This is a genomic window from Stenotrophomonas sp. MH181796 (assembly GCF_009659995.1).
In the GTDB taxonomy this organism is placed as follows: Bacteria; Pseudomonadota; Gammaproteobacteria; order Xanthomonadales; family Xanthomonadaceae; genus Stenotrophomonas; species Stenotrophomonas riyadhensis.
In genome coordinates, this window is the sequence record NZ_RAHU01000007.1 from 197519 (window position 1) to 217899 (window position 20381).

Here is a 20381-nt window from a genome sequence, read left to right on the forward strand (position 1 = left end):
TGCTCCAGAGAGGGAGCGCTGACGATACGCCTGCAAGGGCAGCCGATTGAATGGGCGGCGTTGCAGTTGGTCATGACTGGTATTCATCAATACGCGCAGCCGCCCGTCATTCCATGGCCCGCAGGGTGTCAGTGCAACCCGCCAGTTCCACCATCATCCTGCCAGTGTTGCGGAACGCCGGATCCCGTGGCACCCATCGCGCGAACCAACGCTGTTCGCCGTCCACCACGGACTCGAAAATCCACGATGAGCCATCAAGCCCAGCGCTCGAGTCTTCGCCCTGCAACAGCGAAAACGCGGCCGCGACGGCCTTCCATTCCTGCGCACTCAGCGCGCGCGGTGGAGCGCACGTGCCGCCCTTGATGACGGTGGATGGACGCCCGGGCAACGATCCGGGAATCTCGAAATCGCGTGCACTGCGCCCGACGATCCACGCCTGGCCCGCTGCGTTGCGCTGCGCGCGTACTACCACGCCCGGGAAGAATGGGGTATGCCAGACGAAGCGATACGCCTGGATCGGTACGCTGCCACAGCGGAACGACGGCTCCGGCAAGCCATCGAGATCCCGCAGCGCGTCTCTGTAGGATGCCCTCGCAAACCCGGTGAAATCGAGGAACGGAAGCGGGCCCCTGCTACGCCTCTGTGCAGGCGGCGGCAGCAGATACCACGCATGCGCCTGCGGATCGTCGCAGCCCTCGGCCGGGGCAGCCGGTTCGGGGGTACGGGCACAGCCGGCCTGCAGCAGCACGGCGATGGCCAGTATCACGCTCACAGTCGCACGCATGCAGGCCTCCCTGGCAGGTTCACGCCGGCGTGCATCCGGCGCTGCAGTCATCCCGGAGCAGAGGGCACCCGCAGGCGCCCGTCCGGTCATCGGATCTCGGAGATCTCCACCCCGTCCAGCCCCTGCGACAGGGTGCGCGCGTCGCCGCCCTGGCTGAGCTTGATGCGCAGGCGCACTTCGTTCTGCGAATCGGCGTAGCGCAGCGCGTCCTCGTAGCTGATCTCGCCCGCCTGGTACAGCTCGAACAGGCTCTGGTCGAAGGTCTTCATGCCCAGCTGGACCGAGTCCTTCATCACTTCCTTCAGCTTGTGGATCTCGCCGTCGCGGATGTAGTCCTGCACCAGCGGCGTGCCCAGCAGGATCTCCATCGCCACCTTGCGCGAGCGGCCATCGGGCGACGGCACCAGCTGCTGCGCGACCACGCCCTTGAGGTTCAGCGACAGGTCCATCAGCAGCTGGTTGCGTCGGTCTTCCGGGAAGAAGTTGACGATGCGGTCCATCGCCTGGTTGGCGTTGTTGGCATGCAGGGTGCACAGCACCAGGTGGCCGGTTTCGGCGAACGCGATGGCGTGGTCCATGCCTTCGCGGGTACGCACCTCGCCGATCATGATCACGTCCGGCGCCTGGCGCAGGGTGTTCTTCAGGGCCGCTTCCCAACTGTCGGTATCGATGCCGACTTCGCGCTGGGTGATGATGCAGCCCTCGTGCTTGTGCACGAACTCGATCGGGTCTTCGATGGTGATGATGTGGCCGGTCGAGTTCTGGTTGCGGTAGCCGATCATCGCTGCCAGCGAGGTCGACTTACCGGTACCGGTGGCGCCGACGAACAGGATGATGCCGCGCTTGGTCATCGCCAGCGTCTTGATGATCGGCGGCAGGCTCAGCTCTTCCACGGTCGGAATGCGCGTCTCGATGCGACGCAGCACCATGCCGACCTGGTTGCGCTGGTAGAAGCAGCTCACGCGGAAGCGGCCGACACCGGACAGGCCGATGGCGAAGTTGCATTCGTGGGTCTTCTCGAATTCCTCGCGCTGCGCCGGGGTCATCACGTTGAGGACCAGGTCGCGGCTCTGCTGCGGCGTGAGCGGGGTCTGCGTGATCGGCGAGATCTTGCCGTTGACTTTCATCGCCGGCGGCATGCCTGCGGTGATGAACAGGTCGGAGGCGCGCTGGTGCGCCATCAGCTTGAGGAACGAAGTGAAATCGATGGTGGTCGCGGTGGTGTTCACGGCGGGCTCCCAATGGGGCATGTACCAGGAAACGGTCGGAGGCGGAAACGGCGCGGGAACGGCGGCGCACTGGCGCACGCCGCCCCGTGGCTGCCCGCCTTACTCGAACAGGCGCTTGTCCTTGGCGTAGTCGCGGGCCTGGTTGCGGGTGATCAGGCTGCGCTTGACCAGGTCCTGCAGGTGCTGGTCCAGGGTCATCATGCCGTACTGCTGGCCGGTCTGGATGGCCGAGTACATCTGCGCCACCTTGTCCTCGCGGATCAGGTTGCGGATGGCCGGGGTGCCGACCATGATTTCCCACGCAGCGGTACGACCACCACCGACCTTCTTCAGCAGCGCCTGCGAGATCACCGCACGCAGCGATTCGGACAGCATCGAACGCACCATCGGCTTTTCGCCGGCCGGGAACACGTCGATGATACGGTCGATGGTCTTGGCCGCCGAGCTGGTGTGCAGGGTGCCGAACACCAGGTGGCCGGTCTCCGCGGCGGTCAGCGCCAGGCGGATGGTTTCCAGGTCGCGCAACTCGCCGACCAGGATGATGTCCGGATCCTCACGCAGCGCCGAGCGCAGCGCTTCGTTGAAGCCATGCGTGTCGCGGTGCACTTCGCGCTGGTTGATCAGGCACTTCTGCGAGGTGTGCACGAATTCGATCGGATCCTCGACGGTGAGGATGTGGCCGTATTCGTTCTTGTTGATGTAGTCGATCATCGCCGCCAGCGTGGTCGACTTGCCCGAACCGGTCGGACCGGTCACCAGGATCAGGCCCTGCGGCTGCTGGATCACTTCGCGGAACAACGGCGGGCAGGCCAGGTCCTCGAGGGTGAGCACCTCGGACGGAATGGTACGGAACACCGCACCGGCGCCGCGGTTCTGGTTGAACGCGTTGACACGGAAGCGCGCCAGCGACGGGATCTCGAAGGAGAAGTCCACTTCGAGGAATTCCTCGTAATCGCGGCGCTGCTTGTCGGACATGATGTCGTACACCAGCGCGTGGACCTGCTTGTGGTCCAGGGCTGGGATGTTGATCCGGCGCACGTCGCCGTCCACGCGGATCATCGGCGGCAGGCCTGCGGACAGATGCAGGTCGGACGCTTTGTTCTTTACGGAAAACGCCAACAGCTCGGCGATATCCATGAGCGGCTACTCCCCAATAACGGCTTCGACTGGAAGGATCTTTCCCCGGGCGGCAGTATAGCCTCCTGATTCAACGGAACGCGTTACGTGGCCACTCCCCTGCCCCAGATCCTGAGCAACCTGCACGCCGCCGCCGAGGCCGCTGGCAGGCCCGACCCACGCCTGCTGGCGGTGTCCAAGACCCAGCCGGCCGAGGCCGTGGCGGCGCTGGCAGCGCAGGGCCAGCACGCCTTCGGCGAGAACTACGTGCAGGAAGCACTCGCCAAGATGCAGGCGCTGCAGCACCTGGCGCTGGAATGGCACCTGATCGGCCACCTGCAGTCGAACAAGGCCGAGGCCGTGGCCAGCCATTTCGACTGGGTGCAGAGCGTGGACCGTCCCAAGCTGGTGACCGCGCTGGCACGCCATCGCCCGGCCACGCGCGGCCCGCTGAACGTACTGATCCAGGTCAACATCGACGACGAATCCAGCAAGCATGGCTGTGCACCGGAAGACGTGGATGCACTGGCCACCGCGATTGCCGCCGAACCCGGCCTGCGCCTGCGTGGCCTGATGGCGATTCCCGCACCGTGGCCGGAAGCGGAGCGCCGTCGGGATGCATTCGTGCGCATGCGCACACTTTTCCAGTCGCTGGCTGCCCAGCACGCGCAGATCGACACGCTGTCGATGGGCATGAGCAGCGACTACGCCGAAGCCATCGGCGAGGGTGCCACCCTGGTGCGCATCGGCACCGCCCTGTTCGGCGCCCGCCCGCGCCCGGCCTGACTTTCCAAGGAGACTTCCATGGCAGCTGATTCCATCACCTTCATCGGCGGCGGCAACATGGCCCGCAGCCTGATCGCCGGCCTGATCCGCCAGGGCGTGCCTGCCGCACACATCCACGTGGCCGAACCGGTCGCAGCACTGCGCGAGTCACTGGCGGCGGACTTCGGCGTGCAGGTGCACGACAACGCAACCGATGCGGCCGCACAGGGCCGCACCTGGCTGCTGGCGGTGAAGCCGCAGGTGCTGCGCGATGTGTGCCAGTCGCTGCAGGCGCTGGCGCAGGCGAACCGGCCACTGGTGGTGTCGATCGCCGCCGGCATCACCAGCGCGCAGCTGGAACGCTGGCTGGGTGGCAGCCTGGCGGTGGTGCGCGCGATGCCCAACACCCCCGCCCTGCTTGGCGCCGGCGTGACCGGCCTGTATGCCACGCCATCGGTGGATGCACAGCAGCACGCGCGCGCCGAACAGGTGCTGGCCAGTGCCGGGCGCACGGTGTGGATCGACAGCGAATCGCTGATGGATTCGGTCACTGCGGTGTCCGGCAGCGGCCCCGCCTACGTATTCCTGCTGGCAGAAGCGATGGAAGCGGCGGGGATCGCCCAGGGCCTGCCGGCCGACGCTGCGCGTGCGCTGGTGGTGCAGACCCTGCTGGGAGCCTCGCGCATGCTTGATGAGGCCGGTGAAAGCCCGGCCGAGCTGCGCCGTCGCGTGACCTCGCCGAACGGTACCACCCAGGCCGCGATCGAGAGCTTCCAGGCCGGTGGTTTCGAGGCGCTGGTGGACACCGCGTTGCGCGCCGCGCAGGTGCGCGGGCAGGAGTTGTCTGCGGCGAATGATTGATCTCCTGGGGTCAGATCTCTTTGCCGAGGCAAAGGGATCTGACCCCGGCTCGCCCGACGATCACCGCCCCAATGTGGCCATGACGAAATCGACGAAGCACTGCAACCGCGGGCGCGGCCGACGATCCGGCAGGTAGATCAGATGCATTGGCCGCGGCTCGGGCAGGTAGTCGCGCAGCAGCGGCTTCAACCGCCCGGCCGCGATCTCGCCGGCCAGCAGCGCGGTCGGCTGCAGCACCAGTCCCGCCCCGGCCACGGCGGCCTCGCGCAACGCGACTCCATCGTTGCAGGTCAACCGCGCCTCCCAATCCACCTGTTCGCCGTTGGCCAGCTGCCAACCATGGCCGCCGCGCCAGGCCAGGTGGCTGAGGCAATCATGCCCCTGCAGATCCGCAGGCGTGCGCGGCGTGCCGCGCCGGCGCAGGTACGACGGCGCCGCACACAGGCTCATCGCATAGGGGGGCAGCGGCCGCGCCACCACCTCCTGCGATGGCAGCGGCCCGACCCGGATCGCCACGTCGAAGCCGTCCTCGATCAGGTCCACGCGACGGTTGCTCAGGTCCAGCTCGATGTTCAACTGCGGCTGCGCGCGCAGCAGGCCGGCCAGTTGTGGCGCCAGCACGCAACTGCCCCAGGTGGTTGGCGCGCTGACCCGCAGCAGTCCGCGAGGTTGAACCTGCAAGCCGGCCACGTCGGCCTCGGCCTGCTGCACCTGCTCCAGCACCTGCCGGCACCCGGCCAGGTAGGCGCTGCCGGCTTCAGTCAGGCGCTGGCGGCGGGTGTTCCGTTGCAGCAACGCAGTGCCCAGGTGCGCCTCCAGCTGCTGGATGTACTTGCCGACCATCACCGCTGAGACCTGCAGCTGTTCGGCGGCGCCGGCGAAGCTGCCACGCTCGGCCACCGCCACGAAGGCCTGCATGCAGCGAAGGGTATCCATTGCTAATCCAGAGCTAGGAATCTGCGAAGCATACGCCGCTTACCTAACCCCGCTGTGAGGGCGCAGACTGCGCCCATTCCCCCTCTCGCAAGGAACGGCCATGAAGATCCTCCTCGTCGGTGCCAGCGGCACCCTCGGCCAGGCAGTCGCCCACCAGCTCGGCCAGCAGCATCAGATCCTCGCCGCCGGCCGCAACAGCGGTGAGCTGCGCGTCGACCTGACCGACGACGCCAGCGTTGCCGAACTGTTCGCGCGTACCGGCCCGGTCGATGCGGTGATCTCAACCGCTGGCAAGCTGCACTTCGGCCCGCTGCAGGAGATGACGCCCGAGCAGTTCAACCTCGGCCTGCAGGACAAGCTGCTGGGCCAGGTGCGACTGGCACTGGCCGCGCAGCACCACCTCAACGCCGGCGGTTCGATCACCCTGACCAGCGGCATCGTCAGCGCACAGCCGATCCGCGATGGCGTCAACGCCACCTCGGTGAATGCCGCACTGGAGGGCTTCGTGCGCGCCGCCGCACTCGAGCTGCTGCCGCGCGGCCTGCGCATCAACGTAGTCAGCCCGAACGTGCTGATCGAATCAATGGCGGCCTACGGCCCCTACTTCCCTGGCTTTGAAGCGGTGAGCGCGCAGCGTGCGGCGCTGGCTTTCCAGCGCGCGGTGGAAGGTATCCAGAGCGGCGAGACGATCACGGTCTGGTAAGAAAAAAGGGGACGGAGGGGATTAAGTCGTTAATGCACAAACGACTTAATCCCCTCCGTCCCCTTTTCGCGGGTCACTCCCAGCGCATCGGGCCGTCGCCGCGCTCGCCGAGCACATCCCCCGGGTTGGCCAGGCGGCAGCGCTGCAGCGACAGGCAGCCGCAGCCGATGCAGCCGGTCAGTTCGTCGCGCAGCAGTTGCAGCATGTGGATGCGTTCCTCCAGCTCGGTGCGCCAACGCGCGGACAGCTTGGCCCAGTCGGCCTTGGTCGGTGCGCGCCCCTCGGGCAGGCTTTCGAAGGCACGGCCGACCGCTTCCAGCGGCATGCCCACGCGCTGCGCGACGCGGATCACCGCCAGCCGGCGCAGCACGTCGCGGCTGTAGCGGCGCTGGTTGCCCGAGGTGCGCAGGCTGCTGATCAGCCCCTTGCGCTCGTAGAAATGCAGCGCGGAAACCGCCACGCCACTGCGCTGGGCGACTTCGCCCACGCTCAGTTCCTGGGACACCATTGCTTGACCTCAACTGCTGTTGAGGTGTCATGCTGCTATCTTCGCCGCCAGTTGACAAGCGCGGCCCGCATCTGACCCGTATGACCCCGACCCTCTCGACCGCCGACGCCATCGCGCCGTCCGATACGTCGATCCTGTCCTCGCGCTACCGCGCCACCACCATCGGCATGGTGGCGCTGGTGGCGCTGCATGCCTTCGAGGCCCTGGCGGTGGCCGCCGCCATGCCCACCGTGGCCGAGGCGCTGGATGGTCTGCGCCTGTATGCGCTGGCCTTCGGCGGTACCCTGGCCACCAGTGTGATCGGCATGACCCTGGCCGGACGCTGGGCCGACCGCCATGGCCCCGCCAGGCCACTGTGGTACGGCCTGGCCTGCTTCGTGCTGGGCCTGCTGCTGGCCGGCTTTGCGATGCGGATGGGCATGCTGGTGGCCGGGCGCCTGCTGCAGGGCCTGGGTGCGGGCGCGATCTCGGTTTCACTGTACGTGATGGTCGGGCGCAGCTATCCCGAACACCTGCGCCCGAAGGTATTCGCCGCGTTCTCGGCCGGCTGGGTGGTGCCGTCGATGATCGGCCCCGCGCTGAGCGGGTTGATCGTGCAGCATCTCGGCTGGCGCTGGGTGTTCCTGGCGGTACCGCTGCTGGCGGTCCCGGCCGCGCTGCTGCTGCGCCCGGCGCTGGCACGCATGCAGCCCACTCATGCTGCCAGCAGCGACGATGGACGCGGCAGCGTGGTGCGCTGGGCCGGCGGTGCTTCGCTGGCGGCGCTGCTGCTCTACTTCGGCGGCCAGCAGCAGGGCCTGCCTGCGCTGCTCTGCATCGGCGTGGCCATGCTTGCGCTGCTGTTCTGCGTGCACCGCCTGTTGCCAGCCGGCACGCTGCTGCTGCGCCGCGGATTGCCCAGCGTGATCGCGCTGCGCGGCATCGCCGCTGCGGCCTTCTTCGCCTGTGAGGCCTACCTGCCACTGCTGTTGCAGCGCGAACGCGGGCTCTCGCCCAGCTGGGCCGGTGCCGTGCTCAGTCTTGGTGCACTGGGCTGGTTCGCCGGCTCCTGGCTGCAGGGCCATCAGCAGCGCGGCTGGTCACGCCAGCAGCTGCTCCGCGTGGGTACACCGCTGATGACGGTCGGCATCGCCGCCACACTGGCCGTGTTGTTCAATGCGGTGCCGCTGCCCGTGGCGCTGGTCGGCTGGGCGGTGACCGGCTTCGGCATGGGCATGATCTACGCCAGCCTGTCGGTGCTGACGCTGTCGTTGTCCGCGCCGCATGAGCAGGGCGCCAACACCTCGGCGCTGCAGTTGAGCGAGGCGCTGTCGGTGACCACCGCGCTGGCGGTTTCCGGTGCACTGTTCGCGCTGTTCGTGGAAGCCGCGCCACACACCGGCTACCTGCTGTGCCTGGCGATCACCTTCGGCCTGGCGCTGCTGTCCACAGTGATCGCGCGGCGGGTGTAGGCAGCCGCATTGCGGTAGTGCCGGCCGCTGGCTGGCAACCTCACGAACGCTGGAATGTCCAGATAATGCCGGCCAGCGGCCGGCACTACCGGGTACCCGTCCCCATGTCATCGATATCCCGGTGCAGGATGCGCCGCACTTCCAGCACGGCCTGCGGGGTCTCCTGCACGCTGTGACCGGAAATGATCACCTTCTCCGACAACGCACCCGGCAGGTGCGCACTCCAGTACGGCACCAGCCCGTCATCGGACTTTTCCACCGGCAGTTCCGGTTTGCGCTGGGCGATGATCGAGTGGTACTTCAGGCCCGCTTCGATCGGCAGCTGCGCAGCGGCCTTCACGAACGGATCGCTGGCCTTGAGGTTGTCGATGCTGTTGGGAATCTTCGGCTTGGCGGTGCCGTCCTCCTGCTGCTCGGCCTGTGCGAGTGCCATGAACACGTCCTCGAACTTGCCGAGGATGGTCAGCGGCAGGCGCACCAGGCGACCGATCAGGCGACCGACCTTGTTGCCTGCGATGTCGGTGCCCTGGTGTGGGGCAGCGATGAAGATCGCACGCTCCACGTTCGGCTGTGCCTTGAAGTGCAGCAACGGACCCAGTTTGGTCTGCACCCGTTTCAGGCGCTCGCCCTTCAGATCGTAGTTGGCCAGCAGGTCGTTCCACAGTACATCGCCGGAATCGCTCACCAGCAGGCGCGCCAGCACGCCACCCATGCTGTGGCCGATGTAGACCATGTCCTTCGACGCACGCGTGCTGCCGTTGGGGTCGAAATGCTTCAGCGTGTCGTTGAACGCATTGGCGATCTCGTAGCGGTTCAGCGCGATCGGCGCATTGGTCGGGTAATAGACCTGCCACACCTGGAACTGCTGGCGCAGCTCGGGGTCACCCATGATCTCGTTGGCCAGGTTCACCCAGGCTTCCGGGCTGCTGGCCAGGCCGTGCAGCATGAAGATGATGCGGCGGTTCGGGTCCCACGGCTGCATCAGGTAGATGTGCGGCTCGCCGATGCCCTCGCTCATCCCGAACAGGGTGCGCAGCGACTGCCGGGCGAAGCCACTCTGCGCCAGCCACAGGCCGTAGGCGGCGGTGAAATTGCCGGCCAGCGGCACCTGCTCGCCGTGCAAGGTGATGCGCTCGGTCGCTTCCGGCGAATAGGCATCCAGCTCGACCCGGCGTGTGCGCATCACGTCGTCCAGGCTGCTGCCCTCGAACCGCAGCAGTGCGGTGACGTTGATCGAGGACATCTCACTGAACTCGGGCACCGAATCGTCATGGCGGTGGCGGCGGCCACGACGCTCGTCGTCCTCGTCGTCCTGCGCGGTTTCAGCCTTTGGGCCGTCCGGCGCGATCACTGGCGCGACCAGTTTGGGCGGGTCCATCACCATCACCAGCTCGGCACCGAAGCCATCGCGGCGATAGGTGCTGCGCAGGCCGACGAAGCTGACCGTTCCCGCCGGCACCAGCTGCGCCGGAATGCTCTTCAGGCCCAGCTGCTGGTAGTTGGAGGCCAGCGACCAGCTACCGACCGTGAGCGGCTTCGTATAGTCCTCGCCGGCCAGCGCAGCGGCGCGTGCGCGCACGAACAGCACCACTGCCGCCTTCTCGGCCGCATAGTTGTAGTAGTCGCGCACCTGCGTCTGCCGGTCCTCGAAGGCCCGGTCGGACGGTGAGCGGCCGCTGTAGAACAGGTAGGCATAGGCATAGCGCGCGGCTTCCAGCCAGGCATCCAATGCCGCATCGCTCATCGGCGGATCGCCTGCGGCGGTCTTCTTCGGCGTCATCGCCAATGCCGCCTTCACCCACAGCTCGGACAGCGCCGACAGCCGCTGCTCGACATTGAGGTCGTCGGTCATCAGCAGCGTGCTGCGGCAGACCAGGAAGTCCTTCTCGCACTGCGATTCGTCCAGGCCCGCTGCGCTGAGCGTTTCACGCGCGGCCGGGCTGAGCTTGCCGGTGTTGAGCACATCGGCACGCTTGTTGACCAGCGAATCACTGGATTTGACCTGCTTGACGGTGACCATCGCGCAGCCGCTGCTGCCCAGCAGCAGGAAGGCGGCGAACAACACCGGCAGCAGGCGCTGCCAGCGGGTCAGAAAGAGTTGGGTCATTACTGCGGGTCCTGCTCGGTGCCGGGCACGCCCTGGCGGATCACGGTGGAGAAATGCTCGCCATCACCCAGGTCCAGTGCGCGCTGGGTGATGCGGCCCTTGTCGTGCAGCTCGGCGTACGGCACGCCCGGCGTCAGCGCACCGACCTCCTGCGCGTACTCGGCCAGATAGCCGGACAGCAGCAGCCGATAGTCCAGCGGCAGGCGCGGTGCGATGTGGCGGGCCAGGTCGAAGACGATGGTCGTGCAGTTGCTGGTCAGCGTGTTGTAGAAGCCCGGCTTGGCATCCAGTTCACGCGCCTGTTCGATGTACGCAGCGAACAGTTCCTTCAGCTGCGCGCGATCCATGCCGTGCAGGCGGTACAGGTAGACATCTTCGCCGCGCGCGTTGGTGCGGGTGCGGATGATGTCGGTCTCCTCCGAAGCCACCAAGGTCATCTCGAACTTGCGGAAGAAGCCGCCCAGCGCCGAGAACGACTCACCGCGCTCCTTGCGGATCTCCAGCGAGAACACCACGTGGCGACCGTCCTCGAAACCAAACGAGATCAGGGTGTGGGCGATCGCCGGGCCCATCCAGTACGACAGCACCAGGTCGGCCGAGCGCAGCTGGTCCAGGTCGTACTCGCGGCGCACCCAGTGTGCGTCGTAGTCGGTTTCGGTGCGCCAGCGGAAGTCGCGCACGTTGTCCAGCACGACGTGGCGGCCATCGAAGGACACCACGTGCAAACGCTGGGCCACGTCATCGGCCCACAGCCGGTCCTGGCGTGGGGTCAGCAGCAGCCACCACAGGCCGGCCAGTGCCAGCGATGCCCCGAAGGCCAGGCCCAGTCGGCGCGAGGCACGGCCCCGCGCGACCCGCCACGACGCCCACAGCGCCACCAGCAGCCACAGCCCGGCGACGCCGGTGGCCAGCCAGCCCGGCCCCGGCAACTGATAGGTCAGCAGCCCGGTCACCCACAGCGCCAGCAGCGCCATGGCACTTCCTGTCATCCATCGTCCTGCGGCGTTCACTGGCATCCTGTCGCGGTCTTGAAGCCGCATAGTTAGCCACAAGCGGGTTCACCGTGGCATCTACGGACCGTTCAGGCAGGCCGGCGCACCGTCGGCGGCGGCCTCTGCGGCCAGGTTCACTTCACAGGAGCAACGATGGGCATCACTTCCGTGGCCGGCGTTCCGGTCCAACCCCGGCACCGCGCCACCTGCCATTGCGGCACGGTCGAACTGCTGCTGGACCTGCCGGACGGTATTGTCGAACCCCGCCGCTGCGACTGCTCGATGTGCCGACGTCGGGGGGCCATTGCCGCCAGCGTCACCCGCGCGGGACTGCAGGTGGTGCGCGGGCAGAACCACCTGCAGCTGTACCAGTTCAACACCCATGTGGCCGAGCACTACTTCTGTGGCGTATGCGGCATCTACACCCATCACCGGCGCCGCTCCAACCCGGAGCAGTACGGTTACAACGTGGCCTGCCTGGAAGGCATCGACCCGTTCGCGCTGGGCGTGATCCCGGTCAATGACGGGGTCAACCACCCCGCCGACCGCACCGGTTAGTGGCGCGTGCGTCGTGGCGGTGCGGCAACCTTCTGCCAGGGGGCCATGCCGCTGCGACCGGCCCGCACCGGGCGTTTCAGCCAGGGCCGGCGGGGCGACGCCTGCGGCTCGACCGCGACCGGGGGAGGTACGGGTCTGCGGCCGGGCCAGAGATGATCGAGCAGCCACATGGCAGGTCTCCGTGGGGGACGGGGACGACCTACGCTAGCGACACCTGGGCAAAGAACGGGTGAGGGTGCTGCGGCAGCCAGATGACAGCCGCGTCCCCCCTCAGTCCTGCGGCCGTGACCGGCCCAGGCGGCGCACCAGCACGAAGAACACCGGCACCAGCACCACCGCCAGCACCGTACCGGAGACCATGCCGCCGATCACGCTCATGCCGATTTCACGGCGGCTGACCGCGCCTGCACCGGTCGCCAACGCCAACGGGATCACACCAGCCACGAAGGCCAACGACGTCATCACGATCGGGCGCAGGCGCAGGCGTGCGCCCTGCAGGGCCGCTTCCACCGCTGAACTGCCGGCACGATAGCGGGCCTCGGCAAACTCCACGATCAGGATCGCGTTCTTGGCCGACAGGCCGATGGTCGTCAGCAGACCGACCTGGAAGTAGATGTCGTTGACGAACCCGGCCGCGGTGGTCGCCAGCACCGTACCAATCACGCCCAGCGGGATCACCAGCACCACCGCCACCGGCACCGTCCAGCTCTCATAGAGCGCCGCCAGGCACAGGAAGATGAAAGCAATGGAGGCGGTGTACAGCCACAACGTCTGGTTGCTGGCCAGTTGTTCCTGGTAGGACAGGCCACTCCACTGCAGGTCGAACCCGGGTTGATCGGCAACCAGCGCCTGCATGCGCTGCATCGCTTCGCCCGAGCTGCGCCCTTCAGCTGCGCTGCCCTGGATCTGCATTGCCGGCAGGCCATTGAAACGCTGCTGCAGCTGCGGCCCGCGTGCCCAGTGGCTGCTGGCGAAACTGGCGAACGACGCCATCTGGCCGTTGCCACCGCGCACATACCACTGGCCGATGTCGTCGGGCACGCTGCGGTAGGGCTGGTCGCCCTGCATGTAGACCCGCTTGACCCGGCCACGATCGAGGAAATCGTTGATGTAACTGCCGCCCCAGGCCGCCGACAGCGTGGAATTGATGTCGGTCTGTGCCAGGCCCAGCGCGCTGGCCTGGGCATGGTCGATGTCCAGCCGCAGCTCGGCCTTGTCGCCCAGACCGTTCAGGCGCACCGAGGTGAGCCCATCGTCTTCGCCGGCCGCACGCACCACCTGTTCCTGCGCTGACTGCAGGGCCACGCGCCCGGCCGCGCTGGTGTCCTGCAGCCACAGTTCGAAGCCACTGGACTGGCCCAGTCCACGCACCGCCGGCGGTGCCAGTACATTGACCTTGGCATCCGGCAAGCTGCGGAAGTAGGCATTGGCTCGCGTGATGATCGCCGCAGCGGTGTTGTCGCCCGTGCGCTCATCCCAGGGTTTCAGTGCGAGGAAGCCCTGCCCGGCGTTCTGGCCGGTGCCGGCATTGTTGCGGCCGACCACCACGAACACCACGTCCAGGTTCTGCTTTTCGTGCTCCATGAAGTAGCGGCTGATCTGCTCGCCCAGCGCTTCGGTACGTGCCATCGGCGTGCCTTCCGGCGTGGAGAACTGGAAGGTGACCTGGCCCTGGTCTTCCACCGGCAGGAAACCGGTCGGCATGCGTGCGTACAGCGCGACCATGGCGACCACCAGCAGCAGGTAGAACGCCATCCAGCGCCGCGGCCGGGTAACGACGCCACCGAGCTTTCCCTGGTAGGCCAGCTGGCTGCGCTCGACGCCCCGGTTGAACGCCCGGAAGAAACGACCCTGTGGCTTCTGCGCCGAAGACGGCTTGAGCAGGGTCGCGCACAGCGCCGGGGTCAGCGTCAGCGCCACCAACGCCGACAATGCCATGGCAGATGCAATCGTGATCGAGAACTGCCGGTAGATGATGCCGGTGGAACCACCGAACAGCGCCATCGGCAGGAACACTGCGCCCAGCACCACGGTAATGCCGATCAATGCGCCGGTGATCTCGCCCATCGACTTTTCGGTCGCTTCGCGCGGCGGCAGATGCTCGTCGTGGATGATGCGCTCCACGTTTTCCACCACCACGATCGCATCGTCGACCAGCAGGCCGATCGCCAGCACCATCGCGAACAAGGTCAGCGTATTGATGGTGAATCCGGCAACCGCCAGTACGCCGAAGGTGCCCAGCAGCACCACCGGTACCGTAATCGCCGGGATCAAGGTGGCACGCAGGTTCTGCAGGAACAGGAACATCACCACCACCACCAGCACGATGGCTTCGATGAGGGTATGGATGACCCCCTCGATCGAGACCCGCACGAACGGTGTGCTGTCACGCGGATAGGCCACCTGCAGCCCCGGCGGGAAGGTCGGCCGCAGCCGTTCGATCTCCGCGCGGACCGCATCGGCGGTGGCCAATGCGTTGGCACCGGAGGCCAGGGTGACCGAGAAGCCAGCCGCCGGATAGCCGTTGAGATAGCTGCTGGTCTGGTAGTTCTCCGCGCCGATCTCGACCCGCGCGACGTCGCCCAGCAACACCGCCGCGCCATTGGGCAGGGTGCGCAGGATGATCGCGCGGAACTGTTCGGGGGTCTGCAGGCGTGACTGCGCGGTCACCGTGGCGTTGAGGCTCTGCGTCGGGCCGGACGGCATCGCGCCCAGCTCACCCGCCGTCACCTGGGTGTTCTGCGCCTGGATCGCGGCGCGCACGTCCGAGGGCATCAGGTCATAGGCGCGCAGCTTGTGCGGGTCCAGCCACACACGCATTGCGTAAGCCGAGCCGAACACGTTGATCTCGCCGACACCGGGAATGCGGCTGATCGGGTCCTGTACGTTGCTGACCAGGAAATCGGAGACGTCCACGCGTTCCATGCGCCGGCTGGTGTCGTACAGCGAGACCACCATCAGCGAATCGCCCTGCGACTTGGCGACCGTCACGCCCTGCTGCTGCACTTCCTGCGGCAGCCGGTTGATGGCCTGGTTGACGCTGTTCTGCACCTGCACCTGGGCGATATCCGGGTTGGCGCTCTGGTCGAAGGTGACCGTGATGCGCGCCTGCCCCGATGACGAACTGGTCGACGAGAAATACAACAGGTGATCGATGCCCTTGATCTGCTGTTCGATCACCTGGGTGACGCTGTCTTCCACCGTCTGCGCCGAGGCGCCGGTGTAGTTCGCGGTGATGTTGACCTGCGGCGGCGCGATGTCCGGGTACTGCTCCACCGGCAGCTGGGTCACCGCGATGGTGCCGAAGGCCATGATGCAGATCGCCAGGACCCAGGCGAATACCGGGCGATGGATGAAGAAGCGCGGCAGCATCTGCTCAGTCCTTCCCGGCCGGTGCCGGCACAGGCTTCACCCGTACCGTCATGCCATCGGCCAGGCCCTGCGCGCCCGCCACCACCACCTGTTCACCGGCGACCAGGCCATCGAGCACCAGCCACTGGTCGCCCACCGCACGCGCGGTGCGGAACAGGCGCAGCCGCGCCTTGCCGTCCTTGTCCACCAGCCACGCCTGTGCCTCGCCCTTGGGGCTGCGATCGACCGCAGCCTGTGGCACCAGCAGCGCCTGCTGGCGGGTGCCCTGCCCCACCAGCGCGCGCACGTACATGCCGGGCAGCAGCTGCCCATCCGGGTTGGGGAAACGCGCCCGCAGGGTGATGCTGCCGGTCTCCTGCTGCACGTCCACGTCGGCAAATTCAAGCGTGCCGGGCAGCGGGTAGTCGGTGCCATCGGACAGCCGCAGCCGCACTGGCGCTGTATCGACCTGCACGCCACCGTCGGCGATGGCGCGGCGCAGTGCCAGGTACTCATTGCTGGACTGGGTGATGTCCACGTTCATCGGGTCCATCTGCTGCACCCGTGCCAGCGGTTCGGCCTGGCCCGAGGTGACCAGCGCCCCCGGCGTGAACAGCGCGCGGCCGATGCGCCCGGCAATCGGCGAGGTCACCGTGGCAAACCCCAGCCGCGTGCTGGCCGTGTCACGTGCGGCCTGTGCGGCCTGCGCCGCGGCGGCAGCCTGCTGGTCGCTCGCGATCGCATCGTCCACATCCTGGCGCGCGGCCAGCTGGTCCTTGCCCAGCGCCCGCATGCGCTGCGCCCGCAGGCGCGCGGTCACCGCAGCGGCCTCGGCCGTCTTCAGGTTGGCCTGCGCCTCGTTCAGCGCGGCCTGGTACAGCGCGGGCTCGATCTGGAACAACGGCTGCCCGGCCTTCACCCACTGGCCCTGCTCGAACAACCGCTTCACCAGCACGCCATCCACCTGCGGGCGCACGTCCGATTCCTGCGAGGCGACGCTGCGCCCAGGCAGTTCCTGCTGCAGTGCCAGCGGCTGGCTGCGCAGGGTCAGTACCGTCACCTCAGGCGTCGTCGCGCCGGGCTTGGGCGCGTCCTTGCCGCAGGCGCTGAGCAGCCCGGCCAGGGCAAGCGCCAGCAGCGGCAGGGCCGCGGTTCGCGGCAACCGCCAGGCACGGTACGGACGGGAGGGATTCGGAAGGATCATCGGCTGCAGGTTCCACGCGTGGGGGAGCGTTCGGCGCCGAATATAGAAGACGTGGCGGCACGATCCTGCTAAATGGCGCATGAAACATTTTTCATTTGCAGTCGCTGCCCACGATTGCGAGGATGCCCCTGTCCCACTCTGCACACTGGCCCATGCCGCGCGTACTCACCATCGAGGACGATCTTGTCACCGCCGAGGAGATCGCCACCGAACTGCGCAGCCACGGCTTCGACGTGGACCTGGCCAGCGACGGCAGCAACGGCCTGGCGCTGGCACGTGCAGGCGACTACGCGGTGATCACCCTGGACCGCATGCTGCCCGGCATCGACGGGCTGGCCCTGGTCACCACGTTGCGCCGTGAAGGCATCACCACGCCGGTGCTGATGATCAGCGCACTGTCTGACGTGGATGAGCGCGTGCGCGGCCTGCGCGCCGGCGGCGATGACTACCTGACCAAGCCCTTCGCTTCGGACGAGATGGCCGCACGCGTGGAAGTGCTGATCCGGCGCCAGGGCCAGGCCCCGGCCATCGACAACGTACTGCGTGCCGGCGACCTGGAACTGGACCTGATGACCCGTTCGGCGCGACGCGGTGGCCACGAGATTGCACTGCTGCCCACAGAGTTCAAGCTGCTCGAATTCCTGGTCCGCAATGCCGGCCAGGTGGTCACCCGCAGCATGCTGTTCCAGGAAGTCTGGGGCTACCACTTCGATCCGGGCACCAACCTGATCGACGTGCATATCGGTCGCGTGCGCAAACGCATCGAACAACCCGGCCGGCCCCAGCCGATCATGACCGTCCGTGGAACCGGCTATGTCTTCGACGCGCAATCCTGACCACTGGCGCTCCTCCAGCAGCAGACTGCTGGGCCTGTACTGCATCCTGTTCGTGGCGTGGTCGAGCCTGCTGCTGGGCGTGATGTACTGGCGCATCTCGGATTACCTGAGTGACCTGACCGAATCGGGCCTGCAGCAGCGCGCGCACCTGTTCATGAGCTTCGACGGCCCGGCACTGGATGAAGCGTTGCGCGACAGCCAGCGCTTCGATCTGCACCAGGTCTATACCTATGGGTTGTTCGACAAGGCCGGCATGCCGATGGCGGGCCCGCTGACAGCGATCCCCGAGGGACTGCCGCTGGATGGCAGCTCGCATCCGGTCGAGGGTTGGACGCTGGCCGATGGGCCGCACGACAACGGTGGCAGTGCGCTCGGCGTGGTGACCCGCGATGGCCGCACGCTGGTATTCGTACGCCAGAATGGCAAGCTCATGGCGGTCAACAGCATCATCCTCGATGCACTGCTGTGGGGCGTGTCGCTGACCGTCATTCCCGGCCTGGTGGGCTGGCATCTGCTGCGTCGGCGCCCGTTGAAACGTATCCAGCAGATCGAAGCGGCCACCAATCGAATTGTTGCCGGCGACCTCGGCCAGCGCCTGCCGGTCTCCAGCCGCCGCGACGAGATCGATCGGCTGTCGAGCATCGTCAATGCCATGCTGGAACGCATCGAACAGTTGATGACCGAGGTCAAAGGCGTGTGCGACAGTATCGCCCACGATCTGCGCACCCCGCTGACCCGCCTGCGTGCCCACCTGTACCGCATGCGCGTGGGCCTGGACGAACGGGACCCGCACGCCGATCCACTGGACAAGGCGCTGGCCGAGACTGACATGCTGATGGCGCGCTTCGCCGCGCTGCTGCGGGTGTCGGAACTGGAGAGCCACCAGCGGCGTTCGGCCTTCGACGCGGTGGACGTCTCCGAGCTGCTGCAGGAACTTCACCAGTTCTACCTGCCCCTGGCCGAAGAAAAGCAGCAGTTGCTGGAGCTGCAGGTGGATCCGAAGGTGGGCCCGCTGCGTGGCGACCGCGAGCTGCTGTTCGAAGCGCTGGCCAACCTGCTGTCCAATGCCCTGCAGTTCACGCCAGCGCAGGGCCACATCCTGCTGCGCGCAGTGGACGATCAAGGCGTTCCCAGGATCGATGTGATCGACAACGGGCCGGGCATCCCACCGCAGGACCGCTCGCTGATCTACCAGCGCTTCTTCCGCGGCAGCAGCAGCGCCGGCCAGGGACCGGGATTCGGCCTGGGCCTGTCGATCGTAGCCGCCATTGCCGGCCTGCACGGCTTCCGTGTCCGCGCCGGCAGCGCCCCCGGCGGCGGCGCCTGGATGAGCATCCGCGGCGCGACGGACGGCCTGCCCTGAGCAACGGCCTTCGAGCCAATGCGCAGCACCCGCAGGAAAGGAAAACCAGCTGGCAACCGACACACCCCCTGCTGCCCGCGCGGGGTGGCCGACGCCTTCAGCCCTCGGTTCTGATCACAGCCAGCCTGGGCCGCCGCAGCAGCAGGTGCAACAGCACAGCGCATGCGGCGGTCAGCAGCGCCAGGACACGCAGCAGTATCGCCAGCGCCTCGGCACTGGCCTGCTGCAGTTGTGCGCCGCTCATCGCCGGAAGCAGTGCCTGCGCCTGTGCCTGCGCCCCCGTGGCCAGATAGGCACCGGCGCGCGCCAGCGATGCGGGCGATGCTCCCTGCAGCTGGTGGCCGATCAGCAGCGCAAGCAAGGCAGTGACTGCGGCCAATGCGATGCCTTCACCGGCCACCCGCACGGTTCCGAAGATGCCGGCGGCCATGCCCGCACGCTGTACCGGCACCACGCTGACCGACAGCCCATCCATCAGGCCCCACGGCAAGGCCGTTCCTGCACCGACCAGCATCAGCAACGGCACCCACTGCGAGGGCGACGGATGCGATGCATGGCGCGACAACAGGTACAGGCCAGAGGCACAGACCAGCAGGCCCAACGTGCACAGCCGCGCACTTCCAACGCGCTCCGCCCAGCGCGCGGCCAGCATCGGCAGCACCAGCATCGGCGCAGACAAGGCCAGCATCTGCAGCCCGACCAATGTCGTGCTCTGTGCGTGCACGCCCAGCAACTGCAGCGGCAGTACCACCAGCAGCACCACGTAGCCGAAGCAGGTTGCGACCGGCAGCAGCTGGACACCGAGGAACGCCGGTTGCGAGAACAGCGAGAGGTCCAGCAACGGTGAGCGGTGCAGCCGTTCGATGCAGATGAATACCCCGCCCAGCAACAGCGTCGCCAGCAGCGTCAGTTGCACGCGCATGGCATGCAGGCCGAATTCACCCAGCCACAACAGGGCCAGGGTCAACGCCGCCAGCATCAGGCTGAAGCCCAGCATGCCGCCAACATCCAGCCGCCCGCGTTCGCCATGGCTTTCGGACAACGCGCGCGCGCCCACGGCGAACGCCGCCAGCGTCAGTACACCGCCCGCGGCGAACACACTGCGCCATCCCAGAGCCTGCAGCAGCAGGCCCGCGAGCAGCGGCCCCAGTGCCAACCCTGCACCGAACGTGGTGCCCAGCAGGGCGAACACACGGGCACGCACCGGCCCCTGCCAGGCATGCGCCAGCGCGGCGGTGCCGGATGCCAACGCCGCTGCAGCGGCAACGCCCTGCAGCCCGCGCGCCAGATCCAGCCACAGCAGCGTGGGCGCGAGGCAGACGACGATCGTGGCGACGGTGAAGCCTGCCGTGCCCAGCAGGAACAGCCGCCGTCGGCCATAGCGGTCGGCCAGGCCACCGGCAGCAAGCAGCAGGCTGCCGAAGGTGAGCATGAACGCGTTGGTCACCCACGCCAGCGCGGTCGGCGACGACGCCGCGGAACGGGCCAGCGCCGGCACCGCCACCGCACCGGCCGAGAAGGACAACGGCAACGCCAGCGCGGCCAGGCAGACCGCGAGCAGCGTCCAGCGCTGATGTGTGCGGGAAAGTACGGGGAGCATCGAAACCGGGGCCATGC

The 20381-nt window shown here is 67.4% G+C and carries 17 protein-coding genes; 7 read left to right on the forward strand and 10 right to left on the reverse strand.

What is annotated here, in order from left to right; translation table 11 throughout:
- Positions 1-106: 106 nt before the first annotated feature.
- The 3 genes from D5301_RS18080 to D5301_RS18090 all read right to left on the reverse strand — a co-directional run bounded on the left by D5301_RS18080 (position 107) and on the right by D5301_RS18090 (position 3150).
- Positions 107-748, reverse strand: a complete 642-nt coding sequence (locus D5301_RS18080; protein ID WP_153856476.1) for a hypothetical protein — start codon at positions 746-748, stop codon at positions 107-109.
- 122 nt (positions 749-870) lie between these two features.
- Positions 871-2013: a PilT/PilU family type 4a pilus ATPase gene (locus D5301_RS18085; protein WP_005408369.1), complete on the reverse strand. Its 1143-nt coding sequence runs from the start codon at positions 2011-2013 to the stop codon at positions 871-873.
- A gap of 99 nt (positions 2014-2112) precedes the next feature.
- Positions 2113-3150, reverse strand: a complete 1038-nt coding sequence (locus D5301_RS18090; protein ID WP_006422551.1) for a type IV pilus twitching motility protein PilT — start codon at positions 3148-3150, stop codon at positions 2113-2115.
- Between the two features lie 87 nt (positions 3151-3237).
- Between D5301_RS18090 and D5301_RS18095 the strand changes: the two genes are divergently transcribed.
- Both D5301_RS18095 and proC read left to right on the forward strand, forming a co-directional pair.
- Positions 3238-3915 (forward strand): YggS family pyridoxal phosphate-dependent enzyme, encoded by a 678-nt coding sequence (locus D5301_RS18095; protein WP_324187345.1) that lies wholly within the window; start codon positions 3238-3240, stop codon positions 3913-3915.
- An 18-nt stretch (positions 3916-3933) separates the two neighbouring features.
- Positions 3934-4755, forward strand: a complete 822-nt coding sequence (gene proC, locus D5301_RS18100) for a pyrroline-5-carboxylate reductase (protein WP_153856477.1) — start codon at positions 3934-3936, stop codon at positions 4753-4755.
- 60 nt (positions 4756-4815) lie between these two features.
- Here the strand turns inward: proC and D5301_RS18105 are convergent, their stop codons facing one another.
- A complete protein-coding gene (locus tag D5301_RS18105; RefSeq protein WP_153856478.1) occupies positions 4816-5691 on the reverse strand; it encodes a LysR family transcriptional regulator in 876 nt (291 codons plus the stop codon).
- Positions 5692-5791: 100 nt separating this feature from the next.
- Here D5301_RS18105 and D5301_RS18110 point away from each other — a divergent pair, with 100 nt between their 5' ends.
- Positions 5792-6394, forward strand: coding sequence for a short chain dehydrogenase (locus D5301_RS18110; protein WP_094002029.1), 603 nt, complete (start codon positions 5792-5794; stop codon positions 6392-6394).
- A 73-nt stretch (positions 6395-6467) separates the two neighbouring features.
- Here the strand turns inward: D5301_RS18110 and soxR are convergent, their stop codons facing one another.
- Positions 6468-6902 carry a redox-sensitive transcriptional activator SoxR gene (gene soxR, locus D5301_RS18115; protein ID WP_094002028.1) on the reverse strand — a complete coding sequence of 145 codons (435 nt, stop codon included), beginning with the start codon at positions 6900-6902 and terminating at the stop codon, positions 6468-6470.
- Positions 6903-6931: 29 nt separating this feature from the next.
- Here soxR and D5301_RS18120 point away from each other — a divergent pair, with 29 nt between their 5' ends.
- Positions 6932-8353 carry an MFS transporter gene (locus D5301_RS18120; protein ID WP_153856479.1) on the forward strand — a complete coding sequence of 474 codons (1422 nt, stop codon included), beginning with the start codon at positions 6932-6934 and terminating at the stop codon, positions 8351-8353.
- A gap of 85 nt (positions 8354-8438) precedes the next feature.
- On the opposite strand, the gene D5301_RS18125 is transcribed toward D5301_RS18120, so the two are convergent.
- On the reverse strand, positions 8439-10460 hold the full coding sequence (locus D5301_RS18125; protein ID WP_153856480.1) for an alpha/beta hydrolase: 2022 nt from the start codon (positions 10458-10460) through the stop codon (positions 8439-8441).
- Positions 10460-11434 carry a DUF4105 domain-containing protein gene (locus tag D5301_RS18130; RefSeq protein WP_097048700.1) on the reverse strand — a complete coding sequence of 325 codons (975 nt, stop codon included), beginning with the start codon at positions 11432-11434 and terminating at the stop codon, positions 10460-10462. The genes D5301_RS18125 and D5301_RS18130 overlap by 1 nt, the downstream gene beginning before the upstream one ends.
- A 171-nt stretch (positions 11435-11605) precedes the next feature.
- Between D5301_RS18130 and D5301_RS18135 the strand changes: the two genes are divergently transcribed.
- Positions 11606-12010, forward strand: a complete 405-nt coding sequence (locus D5301_RS18135) for a GFA family protein (protein ID WP_153856481.1) — start codon at positions 11606-11608, stop codon at positions 12008-12010.
- Between the two features lie 270 nt (positions 12011-12280).
- On the opposite strand, the gene D5301_RS18140 is transcribed toward D5301_RS18135, so the two are convergent.
- Together D5301_RS18140 and D5301_RS18145 are read right to left on the reverse strand one after the other, a co-directional pair.
- The gene (locus tag D5301_RS18140) at positions 12281-15382 is read right to left on the reverse strand and encodes an efflux RND transporter permease subunit (RefSeq protein ID WP_153856482.1); all 3102 of its coding nucleotides are present in this window, start codon (positions 15380-15382) and stop codon (positions 12281-12283) included.
- A gap of 4 nt (positions 15383-15386) precedes the next feature.
- Complete coding sequence (locus D5301_RS18145; RefSeq protein WP_153856483.1) at positions 15387-16565, reverse strand: efflux RND transporter periplasmic adaptor subunit; 1179 nt, start codon at positions 16563-16565, stop codon at positions 15387-15389.
- A gap of 152 nt (positions 16566-16717) precedes the next feature.
- On the opposite strand from D5301_RS18145, the gene D5301_RS18150 reads away from it, so the two are divergent.
- A complete protein-coding gene (locus D5301_RS18150; protein ID WP_153856484.1) occupies positions 16718-17401 on the forward strand; it encodes a response regulator transcription factor in 684 nt (227 codons plus the stop codon).
- Positions 17379-18764, forward strand: a complete 1386-nt coding sequence (locus tag D5301_RS18155; RefSeq protein WP_153856485.1) for a HAMP domain-containing sensor histidine kinase — start codon at positions 17379-17381, stop codon at positions 18762-18764. Before D5301_RS18150 ends, D5301_RS18155 begins: the two co-directional genes overlap by 23 nt.
- Before the next feature lie 97 nt (positions 18765-18861).
- Here the strand turns inward: D5301_RS18155 and D5301_RS18160 are convergent, their stop codons facing one another.
- A complete protein-coding gene (locus D5301_RS18160; protein WP_153856486.1) occupies positions 18862-20379 on the reverse strand; it encodes an MFS transporter in 1518 nt (505 codons plus the stop codon).
- Positions 20380-20381 lie beyond the last annotated feature (2 nt).